Origin of the sequence: Spiroplasma citri (genome assembly GCF_001886855.1) — a bacterium.
Lineage (GTDB): Bacteria > Bacillota_I > Bacilli_A > Mycoplasmatales > Mycoplasmataceae > Spiroplasma > Spiroplasma citri.
Map to the genome: position 1 here is coordinate 195,334 of NZ_CP013197.1, position 13,604 is coordinate 208,937.

Genomic DNA, 13,604 nt, shown 5'->3' on the forward strand with positions numbered 1-13,604 from the left:
TTATTAGAATGGAAAATAAACATGAGTTTTGCATTGGAAGTAAAAGAGGAAATTGTTAGAAAAGAATTTGACCAAATGTGCCAGAAAGCTTTTTTAAGTGGTTTTGTTAAATATAATATGACATTAAATATTAGTAATCATTTTTTTAACTTTGAAGTAACCTCAATTAGTAATTTAATTATTCGAACAATTTATACGTTTTTAAAAAATTTATATCAAGTTAAAATTGACATTATTATTATTCAAGGCACAAAATTAAAAAATAACAAAACTTTTAGTTTACGAATTAAAGAACGAGCTACTGAAATATTAAAAGATCTACAAATTTTTGATGCAAAAACTAATCAAAAAATTATTACCATCCCATCAGAAAGAAATGAACGACAACAACGGGCTTATATTGCGGGAATTTTTGTTGCATGTGGTAGTGTTAATTCACCAGAAACAAGTAATTATCATTTAGAAGTTCAGTTTAATGATGAAGTTTCAGCACAATATTTTCAAAAATTATTGTATAAATTTCATTTTCCTTTCAAGATAATTGTGCGTCATGATCGCTATGTTTGTTATTTAAAAAAATCAATTTTAGTTTCAGATTTCTTGAAATTAATTGATGCAATTAATAGTGTATTAGCTTTTGAAAATACTCGTATTTCAAGGGATATGGTTAATAGTATTAATCGTTTAAATAATATTGAAATTTCAAATCAACAAAAAGCAATTAAAGCTGGAGAAGAACAAGTTACAATGATTAATTATTTACTTGAACATGATTTGTTTGATGAACTAAATGAAAATACCAAAAAAGTAGCTCTATTACGGATTGCTTATCCTGATGCATCGTTACAAGATTTGTCAGCATTATTAGAAAATGAAAGTAATATTGAAATTTCCAAATCTGGAGTAAACCACTTATTCCGTGAAATTAAGAAAAAATATTATGAAAATATAAAATAATTTATGTTATAATTCATTTATTATTTTTTATTAAAAAATAGGTCATTAAAAAATGGAGGAAAAACTAATGGGAAAGCCTAAAAAGCACGTTAAATTTTTTGAATTTTTAACTGTTTTTTCAACAGCAATTGGAATTACAATTGGAGTTGGAATTTATTTAAAAAATGATACTTCAGAAGGACATCTTTTATATTTTACTCAAAATCCTTATTTATCAATTGGGTTATGAATTTTAGTTGGGATTTTAGGAATGGCAATGATTATGGTCTTTATTGAAGTTACATCAGTAAAAACTAAAAGTGGACATGGTACATTACCATCTTGGGCTAATGTTTTAATTGGTCGGCAAGTTGGTAGTTTAGTAGCATTATTTTATATCTTTTTTTATTTCCCAATTTTATTGGGTATTTTCCCAATTTTTAGTATTAATGCAATGTTTGAAGGAATTGAAGAGCAAAGCATTAGTAAGGGAACACAACATATAATTGCGATTATTGTTGGTCTTGTTATTTTAATTTTATTTTACTTAATAAATATTTTTTTACGAAATGCTGGGAAATGAGTTCAAACAATTGGAACATTTATTAAATTTATTCCGTTAATAGTTAGCTTAGTTATAGGTTTTGTTGCTCCAATTGAAAATAATGTTTTTAATAAGTATAAGGAATTAAATTTTGGTAATTTCTTTATGGGGATTTTACCAGTACTATTTTCATTTGATGGTTTTATTTATGCTGCAGGATTGCAAAAAGAAGTTTCTAACAAAAATGTTGTTCCGAAGGCATTATTTGCTGCAATGTTATTCATTAATATTTTTTATATTTTAGAAGTTATTTCATTATTTTTAGGAACAAATGATGGTAGCGTTTTTACCTTATTTAAAAATCTACTTGGTGGTCCAGTTGCAAAAATCTTAATGTGATTTATTATGTTAACAGCATTAATGAGCATTAATGGTCTAACCTTTGTTGCCCCTTCATTTGGACATACAGTGCAAGAAGAAAATCTTGTTTATATTGGAAAGAAAGAATTAAGTTATCAACAAATTGGTTTAATTCAAATGACAATTACTGTTTGTTTCAATTTAGTATTAATGGGACTTAGTCTTGGCGTTGTAGGCGATCCAATGTATTTATTAGATCTTTCTTCCAATGCAGTTAGTTTTACCGCTTTTCTGTGCTATATTAGTTTAATTATTGCTGTTTGTGTTAATCGTTATACAAAACGAGTAGAAGTAACAAAAGTAAAAGGAATATATTATTATGCTGGTTTTTCTCTTTTCTTACTAATAGGATCAATTGGTTATATTATGTATAATTTCTTTGCTTATAGTAGTAATTATAAAACTTTATATAGTTTGTTAATTATTATTGGGGAAACATTAATAATATGAGGTATTAATGAATTGTTATTATGACATAAAGCAACACCAGCTGATGGTGAAATAAAAATAAAAACCCCATTGATTAATAATGTTAATCAATAGGATTATAAGTAAGAATTTTATCAAGTTCATCAAGCTGATGAACTTTTTTTCATCCGCCAAGAAGAATATAAACTTTAAAATTATGCTTTTTTAATAAACGGTATAAATCTAAATGAGAATGACCAGCACTTGAAACAAAAAGAATCTTTTTATTTTTAGTTACTTTTTTTGAATAAATTAAACGGAAAAGATGATGAGGAATATTAATACTATTAATAATATGACTTTCAATTCATTCTTCTTTTGGTCGAATATCAATAATTAATCATTTTTCTGAATTATTAATTTTTGGCAGTTTCTTAATTGATTTAGTATTGTATTTCATTTGGAATGCTGATAAAAACATCTTTACACCTCTTTGAAAACATTATAACATTAAGAAAGTTAATATTTTATTAAGAAATCATTAAAATTTAAGTATATAATTAAAATGTTATATAGAAACGAGGGAGAAAAATGCGAAAACCAATTATTATTGGAAATTGAAAAATGCATAAAACAATAAATGAAACAATTGATTTTTTAAAACAAGTTGATCATGTCTGTCATGATTTAAAACTTGATGCTGGTATTGCGATACCGTTTGTTAATTTAGCAGTGGCAAAACAACATGCACATAATTTAATTATTGCGGCACAAAATTGTCATTATGAAGATTTTGGTGCTTTTACTGGTGAAATTTCAGTTGAAATGCTAGAAAATTTAAAGATTACTCATGTTATTATTGGTCACTCAGAACGTCGTGAAATGTTTAATGAAACTAATGAAACAGTAAACTTAAAAGCAAAAAAAATCTTAGCAAAAGGGATGGTACCAATTATTTGTTGTGGTGAAACATTGCAACAATATGAAAATAATGAAACACAGCAAATTGTTGAAACACAAATTGAAAAAGCATTACAAGGAATTGATTTTGAAGATGCAAAAACAATTGTTATTGCTTATGAACCAATTTGAGCAATTGGAACAGGGAAAACAGCAACAGCTGAAATTGCCCAAAATGTTTGTGCAATAATTAGAACAAAAATTGCTAGTCTTTATGATGAAGTGGTAGCAAATGTGATACGAATCCAATATGGAGGTAGTGTTAAACCGGAAAATATTCAAGAATTATTAGCTCAACCAGATATTGATGGAGCCTTAGTTGGCGGAGCTAGTTTAGAACCAAAAACTTTTTTAGGTTTAGTAAAATAACTAATAAAAAAATAATGAAAACTAATTCTTAATTACTTGAGATTATTTAGCGATTTTTATTGCTTTTTTTTATAATGATTTTATAAAAGAAAATATAAAATCTTTTATTATATCAAAATACATTGGAAAGGAAACATATAGAATGAAAAAATTGTTAATGCTATTAACAACAGTAGGATTAGTAACATCACCAACCTTATTGGTTAGTTGTCAAATTAAAAAATCAATAAAAGATACAAACTTAGAAATATTGTTAGAAGACTTTGCCCTTAAAAAATTAAAAGAAACAGATAAAACTAATGAAGAGGGTATTAAAAAGGAAATTCTAGCACAAATTGAAGACAAATATCCTAACTTAACAGGTAAAATTAAAATTTCAATTGATGGTACAATAGCAACCGATTACGCTTAAAGATGATGCTAAAATTGATGGAAGTAATCTTGTTGGTACAGTTGAACTTCAATTTGAATTATCAGTAGAAGATACAAACTTAGAAATATTGTTAGAAGACTTTGCCCTTAAAAAATTAAAAGAGACAGAGGTAGAAAACATAGGCAATATTAAAAAGGAAATTCTAGCACAAATTGAAAACCACGATGCTAACTTAATAGATAAAATTGAAATTTCAATTGATGATACAATAGCAACGATTACACCTAAAGATGATGCTATCAAAAAAGGTTTTAAACTAAATTCTTAGTTATTTAAAACTACTCAGAACTAGCTTTCATCTTTTTATTTTTTTAACCAAAGAAGAGAAGGTGAGGTTAAAAGCGATAAGATATTTTAATTTTCAATAAAATAAGATATAATTATGTCTTGGAATAAAGGATTGAGGTTAAAATGAGTTTAATTAATATTGAAAATTTAAGTCATGCTAACGGGGGAAAAGTTCTCTATAAAAATTCAGCAATTCGAATTAATAAAGGTGAACATTTAGCTTTAATTGGAGCAAATGGAACAGGAAAAACAACATTATTAAGTATTATTTATGGGAAACTTACTCCTGATGAAGCAAACATTGAAGTGCATCCAAGAGTAAAAATTGACTATTTAGACCAACACCAAGAGTTAGATGGAACATTAACAGTCGAGCAATTTTTAAAATTAACATATCAACATTTATTTGAAATTGAGAAAAAAATTCATGCAATTTATGAAAAAATGAGTCTTAATTATGATGAAGATGAACTTGTTAAATCACTCAAATTACAAGAGCACTTAGATCAAAATGGTTTTGAAACAATTGATAAGGAAATTCGTAGTTTAGTTGATGGTTTAGGAATTGACCCAGAAAAATTGAATGTTAAATTATCAGAATTATCAGGTGGTCAACGAGGAAAAGTTATTCTAGCAAAGTTATTATTATCGGAAAATGATTTTTTGTTATTAGATGAACCAACTAACTTTTTAGATTTAGAACAAGTTGAATGATTAGCTAAATTTTTGCAAAATTATGAAAAAGCTTTTCTAGTTGTTTCACATGATATTGACTTTATTAACAAAGTAGCGAAAATAATTTATGCTATTGAAAATTTAAGCATTAACCGCTATGCTGGTAATTATCAACAATATTTAGCATTAAGTAAATTAAAAAATGAACAATATGATAAAGTGCAAAAAGGACAAGAACGTTTAATTAAAAAATTAGAAACTTATGTTGCAAAAAATAAGGCTCGTGCTTCAACAGCAAAAAGTGCTCAATCACGACAAAAACAAATTGATAAAATCGAAGTAATGGATAAAAGACATGAATTAACAAAACCAAAATTTATTTTTAAGTATAAGAGGCCCGCTAGTACAACTATTGTTAGTGCTGAGCAATTAGCAATAGGTTATCAATTTCCTTTAATTAAACCATTAACATTTGACATTCGGGATGGTGAAAAATGTATTGTGCGAGGATATAATGGAATTGGAAAAACAACCTTTCTAAATACTTTAGCGGGAAATCTTCCTAAGTTAGGCGGGACATTAAAAATTGATAATGGAGTATTCATTGCTTATTTTCATCAAATTGAACAATTAATGGATATTACGCCAATTGAATATTTAAAAAACTTATACCCAGACTTGGAAGAAGGCCGAATTCGAAGTATTTTAGCCAACTTTGGAGTTAAAAGTACTTTAATGCAAAATCAGATGACAAAATTATCGGGTGGCGAACAAACTAAGGTTCGGTTATCAGCATTATCTTTACAACCATGTAGTTTACTAATTTTAGATGAGCCAACAAACCATATTGATGTTTTAGCCAAAGAAGCATTGTTAGAAGCAATTCAAGCCTTTGATGGAACAGTTCTAATTACAACTCATGATATTAATCTTAATGTTAATTGAGCTGACAAAGTTCTTGATTTTGAAACGATGGTTTAAGATATTATGCCAAAACATTATTTTTATGTCTTATTCTGTGCTGATGAGACTCTCTATGCTGGTTATACAGTTAATTTAAATCGGCGTGAACAAGAACATAATATGGGGGCTGGAGCAAAATATACATCTTTAGCAAAACGACGACCGGTTAAAATAATTTATAGTGAAGAATATGCAACCCGTTCTGCAGCAATGCAACGCGAGGCGGCTTTTAAACAATTATCTCGGTTAGAAAAAATTATGTTTTTACAAGACCATAATATTAATTTACCATTTGTAATTTTGTCAGATATGGTAAAATCATAATAGGAGCATAAAGCGGGGGTAGGATGGATAGTAATATTAAAGTTTTAGTTGATGAATTAACTAAACTATATCATTGTTATCAAATAGAATCACTGCGGAATGATATTATGACTTGTTTAGATATTTTAAAATATTATGATTTTAATGATAAAAATAATCAAATTTTTATTGGCTATGTCTTACGAGCTTTGTTTATTGTAACAGTAAAGGTTGACTAAAATATTGATTTAACAACAGATTTATCAAATTTAGTTGCTAAAGGATATACAACCGGTAATAATCGTAATATTTTCCGTCCAAAAAAGTCAAAAAATACTAATGACTTTGAAAAAGAAGTTGAGTTTTATATTAAACGAAACTATTTTGATGATGAATATGATCGCTTACAACGATTGCTTTTAAAAAGTACGACCAAACTAATTGGCCCCGTAAATGATTCTTTAGCAGGATTTAATTATGAAAAAATATTAACTAATGCTATTCAATTATTGGATAATCAAGAATTAGTATTAAGATTACAGAATGTTGTAATTCTAATTTTAAAACCATTTGAAATTGAAGAAAGTGAATTTTTAACGAAAAAAACATTAATTAGTAAGCAATTGCTTACAATTAATAAACATCGTGAGCAATATTTAAAACAATATAACAAATTATTTATCTAAACAAATAATTAATTTATATAGTACAATATAAGTAGTTTAAACAAGGGAGGAAGTTATGAAGCCAGAATTAAAGGAATTATTATTAGAAATTAAAACTAAAATTAATGATGATAAAATTTTTCGTGATTTTGTTGGTGAAATTCTAAATGAAGCTAATTACAATAATTATTATGAACAATCAGTTGTTGATGAAGAAATTGCAGAGCAATTAGTTGAAATCTATTTTATTGAAAATTATAGTAGTGATGAAGAAGTTTCAGACCTAAAAGAAAAAATCATGAAAATTTTATTCTTCTTAGAAGGACAAGAAGAATTAATTAAAGAATATGCTTATTTTGTTGAAACCAAAGTAAGTCAAATTGTGACAGAACTTAACTAATTTTATTAATCGGACAGTTAATGTTAGTTTTTTAAACTTAGATTTAGTCATTTTTACATGTTAAAAATTTATAATTTTCTTTTTTAAAAATAAGATTATTTTATGATGCTAATTTATAAAAAACTAATTAAGAGGGTGAGAAAATGGGAAAAGATTGAATCGTTGTTAAAGGTGCTCGAGAAAATAATTTAAAGAATATTGATGTTAAAGTACCTAAAGAGAAATTAGTTGTTTTTACTGGTTTATCAGGAAGCGGAAAATCATCATTAGCTTTTAATACCATTTATGCGGAAGGACGACGTCGTTATATTGAAAGTCTATCAAGTTATGCTCGCCAATTTTTAGGTGGAAATGAAAAACCTGATGTTGATGCAATTGAAGGATTATCACCAGCGATTTCTATTGACCAAAAAACAACTAGTCATAATCCCCGTAGTACTGTTGGAACAGTTACAGAAATTTATGATTATCTTCGCTTATTGTATGCACGAGTTGGTACGCCATATTGTATTAATGGTCATGGGGTTATTAAATCTGTAACAGTTAAAGAAATCATAAATAATTTAAAACAACTTTTAACAGAAGGTGAAAAATTTATGATTTTATCACCAGTAGTTCGTGATAAAAAAGGTAGTTTTAAAGATTTATTTGCACGTTTGAAGCAGGAAAGTTTTATTCGGGTAAAAGTTAATGACGAAATCAAAACTTTAGATGAAGAAATTGAATTAGATAAAAATAAACGGCAAAATATTGATATTATTATTGACCGTTTGGTTTATAAAGAATCAGCAGATTTATTAAGTCGAATTCATGATGCAATTGAAGTAGCATTAAAATATGGTAATGCATTAGTAAAAATTGATTTTGTTGATCAAAAAAAAGAAATGCTTTTTTCAACTAATTATTCATGTAGTATTTGTGGTTTTGTTATCCCAGAATTAGAACCACGGTTGTTTTCATTTAATTCACCATCAGGGGCTTGTAGTGAATGTAAAGGCTTAGGAGTAAAATTAGAAGTTGATGAAGATTTATTGATACCTAATCGATCATTATCAATTTTACAAGGGGCAATAATTTATTTAAAAAATATTGTTAATACAACAAATATTGAATGACAAAAGTTTAAAATTTTAGCTAATCATTATCATATTGTGTTAGAGCAACCAGTTAGTGATTTAACAAAAGAGCAACTAGAATATTTGATTCGTGGTAGTGGTGAACCAATTGAATATAATTTAAAAACAGCTAGTGGAAACATTATGCGGGGATATGATTATATTGAGGGAATAGGGGAGTTAATTGAACGTCGTTATACGGAAACATCAAGTGAATCAGCACGTGAATATTATAAACAATTTATGACGGATAAAAAGTGTGGAACTTGTTTAGGAAAGCGGTTAAATGAAATTTCTTTGTCAGTTAAAATTAATAATATTAGTATTTCTGAATTTACTGATTTATCTGTTGAGGATGAATTAAAAGAAGTTTTAAATTTAAAATTAACAGAATCACAACAAGAAATTGCGCGGTTAATTATTAATGAATTAGTTAATCGTTTGGATTTCTTAAGTCGAGTTGGCTTAGGTTATTTAACGTTATCACGTAATGCTTCAACATTATCAGGTGGAGAAGCCCAGCGGATTCGATTAGCAACACAAATTGGCAGTCAGTTAACAGGGGTTTTGTATGTGCTAGATGAACCTTCAATCGGATTACATCAACGAGATAATGATAAATTAATTGAAACATTAAAAAGTTTACGTGATTTAGGAAATACTTTAATTGTGGTCGAACACGATGAAGATACGATTCGTGCTAGTGATTATATTGTTGATATTGGTCCACATGCAGGGATTAATGGTGGTGAAGTTGTCGCTGCAGGAAGCATTGATGATATTAAACAAAATCCAAATTCAATTACTGGTAAATATTTAACTGGTGAATTAGCAATTAATGTGCCAAAAAAACGGCGTGGTGGTAATGGTTTAGTATTAGAAATTAAAGGAGCACGAGAAAACAATTTAAAAAATATTAATGTTACAATTCCTTTAAATAAATTTGTTTGTTTGACAGGCGTTTCAGGAAGTGGTAAATCAACTTTGATGAATGAAATTTTATGAAAGGGTATTAAGAAAAATTTAGGTTTAGCAACTGAACGTCCAGGTGCACATGATAAAATTGTTGGGATTGATAATATTGATAAAGTAATTAATATTTCCCAAGATCCAATTGGGAAAACACCACGTAGTAATCCTGCGACTTATACATCAGTTTTTGATGATATTCGTGATTTATTTGCGAATACGAATGAGGCTAAAGCACGAGGGTACTTAAAAGGTCGTTTTTCTTTTAATGTTCCAGGCGGACGTTGTGAACACTGTCAGGGTGATGGAATTATTAAGATTTCAATGCACTTTCTGCCAACAGTTTATGTTTCTTGTGAAGTTTGTGAAGGAAAACGCTATAATGATGAAACATTATTAGTTAAATTCAAAGATAAAAATATTTATGATGTTTTAGAAATGACAGTTGACCAAGCTTGTGATTTTTTTGCAGCGCAACCAAAAATTAACCAGAAGTTAGCAACAATGCAAGAGGTTGGTTTAGGTTATATTAAATTAGGACAATCAGCAACAGAATTATCTGGTGGAGAAGCGCAGCGGGTTAAGTTATCAACCTTTTTGTTAAAACGGACAACTGGTAAAACTTTATTTTTATTAGATGAACCAACAACGGGGTTGCATGTTGATGATGTTAAAAGATTGTTGGTGGTTTTGAATAAAATTGTTGATAATGGTGATACTGTTATTACAATTGAACATAACTTAGATGTTATTAAAATGGCTGATTATATTATTGATTTAGGACCCGAAGGTGGGATTGGTGGTGGGACGATTATTGCAACAGGAACACCAGAACAACTTGTTTTAAAAAGTGATACTAGTTATACTGCACAATATCTAAAACCATTATTAAAGTAAGAGGTTACAATGGATGTTAAAAAACAACTTTTTAAGGCAACATTTTTTCAAAAAAAATATAATTTGGCAAAATTATTAACAGAAAAATATGCTGATGCACAAAATAAAATTAAAGTAATTAATGTTGTTGGCACAAATGGAAAAGGATCAGTTTCAAATTACTTACACCGTCAATTGATGTTAAATTATAAACGGGTGGGTCTTTTTACTTCGCCAGCATTTTTAAAACATAATGAACGAATTAAAATTAATAATAAGATGATTAACGATAATGATTTAAAACGAATTATCAAAGAAATTAAAGGCGAAATTAAAACTTATCAGTTAACTTTTTTTGAAATTTGAGTTTTAATTTGTATTAAATATTTTTTAGAACAAAAAATTGATATTGCTATTATTGAAGCTGGGATTGGTGGTTGTTTAGATGCAACTAATGTTTTTAACAATCAATTAGCTGTTTTATTAACTTCAATTGATTATGAACATACTGAAGTGTTAGGCAATAGTTTGGATAGTATTATTCAAAATAAAGTTGGAATTGCAAAAAGCAATTGTAAACTTTTTATTAGTGCTAGTTGTAAAAAATATTTTAATTTTATTGCAAAATATCATGATTTGGATAATATTATTACAAGCGAAATTTGCCCACAAGCAATTAATTATTATCAAGAATTTAATGTTGGTTTAGTTATTAAGTTTTTAAAAGTTTTTAAGTTTAAAATTAATTATGAGCTTTTTAAAGTAAAACCAATCTTAGGGCGTTTTACCCAATTAAGTAAAAATCCATATTTTATTATTGATGGAGCACATAATCCAGAAGGAATTCGTGCCTGTATTCATACTTTTGAAATCTTACATAATTTGAATCGAAATGAAGTATTAGTATTGTATGCTTCTTCCCAAAAAAAAGATTATATGCAAAATTTAACTTTATTGAAGGAACATTTTGGTAACGATTTATATATTACGGAATTTCAACATCCAATGTCATGGGACATTAATAATATTAAGATGCAGAATAAGATTAAAAATTGAAAAAAATTATTATTGCAAAATAAAACAAAAAATATTTTAGTTTGTGGGTCACTATACTTTATTCCATTAGTTTATCAGTTTTATTTAGAAAGGATGTAAAATATGATATATGTATTAACAAACATTGGTGCTTGGTTAGGGATTGCTATTTTATTTTATATTGGAGTATTATTAAATTATAAAAATTGAAAAAAAATTAGTATTTTAACAATTACAATTACAAGTTTATTAATTGCATTATCTGTCATTTTAACAAATGTCATTAGTTATACTATTCCATTTCCATTTATGGGAGGAGGAGTAATTAAATTAGCATTAGGTAACTTTTTAATTTTTGTGATTGGAATGTTATTTGGACCATTTTTTGGTGTATTAAGTGGTCTGGCTACTGACGCTTTAGGGGCTTTGGTAAATATTGCTGGAACATATCATAGTGGTTTTGCTTTTAATCTTGCTTTGTATGGTTTTTTAGGAAGTATGGTTTTTTTATTTAAAAGTCATAAATTTTGAATATTAAAAACAATTATCTTATATACAATTAGTTTTGCTTTAATTTCATTTGCATTTAATGTTTTATGATTATATGCAACGGGTCTGAAACAAGTATTTTTCCCAATGGCTTTTGTTGTTAGAACAATTAAGTTTCCAATTCAATTGGCAATTTATTTGCCAATGGTTATTTCCAGCTTTACTATTTTATATAAATTAATTATTTTACGTCATAGCATTGCTTTATGATGTACACAGAAAGGATTATTAGTTTTAACACCAATTAAATTTAAAAAACAGAAAACATGTAATAGTTAAAATTGTTTATATGTGGAAAAGTTTTAAAAACTTAATAGTTATAACTATTTTTATTAAAAGAGATTGTGGATAAGTCAGCTAATAGCATTATTTTAACAAATTATATTTACTTATTAATTGTTCGTTGTAATATTATTAATGATTAAACAAAGAGGAACGGGAAAATGATGGAAAAGGAAACTACTTATTTAATTAAACAAGAGTATCAATTGTCAGATGATGAACGTATGTTACTTTTATGTTTATATCGTCCAATTATTGGCGATAAAGCACATATGTTATATATTGCTTTGACAGCACAAGATTTCATCTTAGAATTAAATACTAAATATCATTTAAATAGTCTTTTAACATTATTACAAATATCATATGACGAATTTTTAGTAGCAAAAAGTAAATTAAAAACAATTGGCTTATTAAAAATTTTAAAACGAGAAAAAGGAAAGCATTATATTTTAAAACCACAATTACCAATTTCCGCAATTGCTTTTTTTGAAAATCAAATTTTAAGTAATTATTTATTAAATATTGTAGGAGAAAAATCTTTTGCAATTATTAAAGCTAAATTTATTGTTAATAATCAAGAAGACAAACAAAATCTTAATGATTTATCTGACCAATTAAGTAATAAAGTAATGACATTTGATTTTGTCTATATTGATAAATACTTAGCATCAAAAAATGCAAATCATAAATTATACTTACCATATCGTGAAAAAATTATCCAATTAGCAAATTATTATAATGTTTTAACAAAAAATCTTGCTATTTTTATTTACAAAAGTATTGAGTTAACTGCCAAAGAACGAATTTTTAATTATGAGACATTTCAACATTTGCTATCTGATTTTCATCAAAAAACAGTATTAAAAAAACAACTTAATGAGGAACAATTAAATTTAATTGTTAGTGATGAAAATATTATTAAGCGAACTAACATGTTAGAAGCAAAAATTAATGAAATGGTTTCAATTGATCCAATTCAATATTTAACTTTACTACGAGAAAATAAGAAACCAACACCAATTGAGATTGAATTAATTCGTGATTTAATTATTAATTATTCATTAACCCCGGGAGTAGTTAATTGTTTAATTGAATATGTTTGATTTAAAAATACTCATCGAATTGAAAGAAAGTATTGTGAAAAAATTGCAAATACTTTTCATCAACTACAAATTAATACTGTTGATAAAGCTATGGAGCATTTACGTAGTGCTTATGCAAAAACACAAAAAAGTAAAGTTACAAAAGATGCTATTAAAGCAAAAACATATCAATGGAAAGAAAAAACAGTTAAGCATAATATGGCTGAATTAGAATATAATAAAATTTATGAACAAAAACGTCAAGAACAGGGAATTAAGAAAGTTAATCTTCCACAATTATTAGATGATTTAAAAAATTTATAATAGTA

The 13,604-nt window shown here is 26.9% G+C and carries 15 protein-coding genes; 14 read left to right on the forward strand and 1 reads right to left on the reverse strand.

Features of this window, described 5'->3' with window-relative positions:
- Positions 1 to 21: 21 nt before the first annotated feature.
- Together whiA and SCITRI_RS01085 are read left to right on the forward strand one after the other, a co-directional pair.
- Positions 22 to 957, forward strand: coding sequence for a DNA-binding protein WhiA (whiA, locus tag SCITRI_RS01080; protein WP_071891877.1), 936 nt, complete (start codon positions 22 to 24; stop codon positions 955 to 957).
- A 67-nt stretch (positions 958 to 1,024) separates the two neighbouring features.
- On the forward strand, positions 1,025 to 2,443 hold the full coding sequence (locus SCITRI_RS01085; protein ID WP_071938043.1) for an APC family permease: 1,419 nt from the start codon (positions 1,025 to 1,027) through the stop codon (positions 2,441 to 2,443).
- Here the strand turns inward: SCITRI_RS01085 and SCITRI_RS01090 are convergent.
- Complete coding sequence (locus tag SCITRI_RS01090; RefSeq protein ID WP_071891883.1) at positions 2,433 to 2,789, reverse strand: rhodanese-like domain-containing protein; 357 nt, start codon at positions 2,787 to 2,789, stop codon at positions 2,433 to 2,435. The genes SCITRI_RS01085 and SCITRI_RS01090 overlap by 11 nt on opposite strands.
- A 110-nt stretch (positions 2,790 to 2,899) precedes the next feature.
- Here SCITRI_RS01090 and tpiA point away from each other — a divergent pair, with 110 nt between their 5' ends.
- From tpiA to SCITRI_RS01140, 12 genes are all read left to right on the forward strand, one after another.
- Positions 2,900 to 3,637 (forward strand): triose-phosphate isomerase, encoded by a 738-nt coding sequence (tpiA, locus tag SCITRI_RS01095; protein WP_071891886.1) that lies wholly within the window; start codon positions 2,900 to 2,902, stop codon positions 3,635 to 3,637.
- Between the two features lie 142 nt (positions 3,638 to 3,779).
- Complete coding sequence (locus SCITRI_RS01100) at positions 3,780 to 4,049, forward strand: hypothetical protein (protein WP_237238003.1); 270 nt, start codon at positions 3,780 to 3,782, stop codon at positions 4,047 to 4,049.
- 88 nt (positions 4,050 to 4,137) lie between these two features.
- Positions 4,138 to 4,338 (forward strand): hypothetical protein, encoded by a 201-nt coding sequence (locus SCITRI_RS10480; protein WP_164023925.1) that lies wholly within the window; start codon positions 4,138 to 4,140, stop codon positions 4,336 to 4,338.
- Positions 4,339 to 4,481: 143 nt separating this feature from the next.
- A complete protein-coding gene (locus SCITRI_RS01105; protein ID WP_071891891.1) occupies positions 4,482 to 6,014 on the forward strand; it encodes an ABC-F family ATP-binding cassette domain-containing protein in 1,533 nt (510 codons plus the stop codon).
- Positions 6,015 to 6,020: 6 nt separating this feature from the next.
- Entirely contained in the window at positions 6,021 to 6,320 is a 300-nt protein-coding gene (locus SCITRI_RS01110; protein WP_071891896.1) for a GIY-YIG nuclease family protein, read from the forward strand.
- Between the two features lie 23 nt (positions 6,321 to 6,343).
- On the forward strand, positions 6,344 to 6,538 hold the full coding sequence (locus tag SCITRI_RS11005) for a hypothetical protein (RefSeq protein WP_237238004.1): 195 nt from the start codon (positions 6,344 to 6,346) through the stop codon (positions 6,536 to 6,538).
- A 174-nt stretch (positions 6,539 to 6,712) separates the two neighbouring features.
- Positions 6,713 to 6,985: a hypothetical protein gene (locus SCITRI_RS11010; RefSeq protein ID WP_237238005.1), complete on the forward strand. Its 273-nt coding sequence runs from the start codon at positions 6,713 to 6,715 to the stop codon at positions 6,983 to 6,985.
- A gap of 55 nt (positions 6,986 to 7,040) precedes the next feature.
- A complete protein-coding gene (locus SCITRI_RS01120; RefSeq protein ID WP_071891900.1) occupies positions 7,041 to 7,364 on the forward strand; it encodes a hypothetical protein in 324 nt (107 codons plus the stop codon).
- A 143-nt stretch (positions 7,365 to 7,507) separates the two neighbouring features.
- Positions 7,508 to 10,345 (forward strand): excinuclease ABC subunit UvrA, encoded by a 2,838-nt coding sequence (gene uvrA, locus SCITRI_RS01125; RefSeq protein ID WP_071891903.1) that lies wholly within the window; start codon positions 7,508 to 7,510, stop codon positions 10,343 to 10,345.
- A 9-nt stretch (positions 10,346 to 10,354) separates the two neighbouring features.
- Positions 10,355 to 11,479 (forward strand): bifunctional folylpolyglutamate synthase/dihydrofolate synthase, encoded by a 1,125-nt coding sequence (locus SCITRI_RS01130; RefSeq protein WP_071891908.1) that lies wholly within the window; start codon positions 10,355 to 10,357, stop codon positions 11,477 to 11,479.
- A gap of 3 nt (positions 11,480 to 11,482) precedes the next feature.
- On the forward strand, positions 11,483 to 12,187 hold the full coding sequence (locus SCITRI_RS01135) for a folate family ECF transporter S component (protein ID WP_071891913.1): 705 nt from the start codon (positions 11,483 to 11,485) through the stop codon (positions 12,185 to 12,187).
- A gap of 164 nt (positions 12,188 to 12,351) precedes the next feature.
- On the forward strand, positions 12,352 to 13,599 hold the full coding sequence (locus SCITRI_RS01140; protein ID WP_071891918.1) for a DnaD domain protein: 1,248 nt from the start codon (positions 12,352 to 12,354) through the stop codon (positions 13,597 to 13,599).
- Positions 13,600 to 13,604 lie beyond the last annotated feature (5 nt).